The sequence below is a fragment of the Methylobacterium sp. E-041 genome (genome assembly GCF_022829665.1).
Classification (GTDB): Bacteria; Pseudomonadota; Alphaproteobacteria; order Rhizobiales; family Beijerinckiaceae; genus Methylobacterium.
This window is the reverse complement of record NZ_JAKSYQ010000201.1, coordinates 1-2,075: the sequence shown is the minus strand read 5'-3', so window position 1 is coordinate 2,075 and position 2,075 is coordinate 1. Positions and strand designations below refer to the sequence as shown.

At 74.0% G+C, this 2,075-nt stretch carries 2 protein-coding genes; both read left to right on the top strand.

All coding sequences use genetic code 11. The annotated features are described in order from the left end of the window. The first annotated feature begins 11 nt into the window (after nt 1–11). Nucleotides 12–776 carry a GDP-mannose 4,6-dehydratase gene (locus MKK70_RS19320; RefSeq protein ID WP_313899100.1) on the top strand — a complete coding sequence of 255 codons (765 nt, stop codon included), beginning with the start codon at nt 12–14 and terminating at the stop codon, nt 774–776. A 43-nt stretch (nt 777–819) separates the two neighbouring features. Then, nucleotides 820–2,075, top strand: a 1,256-nt coding sequence (locus tag MKK70_RS19315) for a phosphomannomutase (protein WP_243949399.1), incomplete at its 3' end; no start/stop codon positions are given.

Below are 2,075 nucleotides of genomic sequence, written 5' to 3'. Positions count from 1 at the left end.
TGCCCCCATCAATCGCGCCACCCCAGGTTGGTTCAGCCTCAATTTGCGAATCACCGACCTATGCATCACGTAGACACTGCCGGGTTCAACCGGTCCCGCATGTCCTTGCCGGCCTTGAACCGCGATCCGCCCCCGGCGCGGGCTTCCTGTTCGTCAGCTCGGGCGAGGTCTACGGCCGGGCGTTCCTGACCGGCCGTCCGCTGACCGAGGCGGCGGTGCCCGATCCGCAGGGGCCGTATGCCCGCTCGAAGTGGTTCGGCGAGACGATCCTGCGCGACCTGCTGGCCAAGGCGGAGGTGCGGCTGGTGATCCTGCGGCCGTTCAACCAGATCGGGGCCGGCCAGGACGAGCGCTTCGTGGTGCCGTCCTTCGCCGGCCAGATCGCGCGGATCGAGGCCGGGCTGGTGGCGCCGGTGCTGGCGGTGGGCAATCTCGCGGCCGAGCGCGACTTCCTGCCGGTCGGCGACGTGGTGCGGGCCTATGTCGATCTGATCGGGCGCGGCCTGGACATCGCGGACGGGTCGGTGTTCAACGTCGCCTCAGGGCGGCCGCGCAGCATCGCCAGCGTGGTGGACGACCTGCGCCGGCACGCGCGGGTGCCGTTCGAGGTCCGGGTCGCACCGGACCGGATGCGCCCGTCGGAGATCCCGGTGGCGGCCGGCGATGCGACGCGCCTGACGGAGGCCACCGGCTGGACGCCCAAGGCCGACTGGGACGCGGCGCTCGCCGACGTGCTCGAGCATGCCAGGGCGACGCTGGGCCGATCCGCGCGGTAAGAGAATGTCGTCGACGATCGGTGAGAGGCGTGGAGAGGCCGTCGTGAGCAGCCTGAAGTTCGGGACGAGCGGCCTGCGCGGCCTGGTGACGGACCTCGTCGGGTGGCCGAGCTACGCCTATGCCGGGGCATTCTTCCGCTCCGTCGGCGCGGCGTGCTGCCCGGGCCGCACCGTGGTGATCGGGCGCGACCTGCGCGACAGCAGCGCCGGCATCGCCGCCACCGTCGCCACCGCCGCCGCCGCGGCGGGCTTCGCGGCGATCGATTGCGGCGCGCTTCCGACGCCGGCCCTGGCGCTCGAGGCGATGCGGCGCGGGGCCTGCGCCGTGATGGTCACCGGCAGCCACATCCCGCAGGACCGCAACGGCCTGAAGTTCTACCGGCCCGACGGCGAGATCACCAAGGCCGACGAGGTCGCGATCCTCGCCGCCCTTGGCGACGTCGCCGCGGCCGGGACCATGGCGGCCCCCGTCGCCGCGACGCCGGACCCGGACGTGATCGACCGCTACCGGCGCCGCTACGGCGACGTCTTCCCGCCCGACACCCTGAGCGGGATCCGCGTCGCCGCCTACCAGCAGAGCTCGGTCGCCCGCGACCTGCTCACCGACCTGCTGGCGGCGTTCGGCGCCGAGGTCACGCCGATCGGCCGCTCGGAGACCTTCGTCCCGATCGACACCGAGGCCCACCGCCCGGAGGACGTCGCCTTCATCGCCGAGGTCATGGCCTCGGGCGACTTCGACGCCCTGGTCACCACCGACGGCGACGCCGACCGGCCGCTGGTCGCGGACGCCGCCGGCGGGATCGTGCGCGGCGACGTGCTCGGCCTGATCACCGCGCGCCATCTCGGCGTCGACGCGGTGGTGGTGCCCGTCACCGCCGGCTCGGCGATCGAGCAGGCCGGCGGGTTCGGGCAGGTGCTGCGCACCCGCGTCGGCTCGCCCTTCGTCATCGCCGGCATGGAGCAGGCGCGGCGGGCGGGGGCGAAGGCGGTCGCCGGCTTCGAGGCGAACGGCGGCTTCCTGCTCGGCTCCGACGTCGCCGTCGGCGACAAGGTCCTGCCCGCCCTGCCGACGCGCGACGCGATGCTGCCCATCCTGGCGACGCTGGCCGCATCCCGGCAGGCGGGGCTGGCGCTGGCCGACCTCGTGGCCTCGCTGAACGTCGGCGAGATGGCGAGCGACCGGCTGCCCGACACGCCGGCCGAGCGCAGCGGCGCCCTCCTGCAAAGCCTCGGCGACGCGTCGTTCCGCCGGACCTTCCTGCAGCCGGTCGGCACCCCGGAGGCGGTCGACGCGCAGGA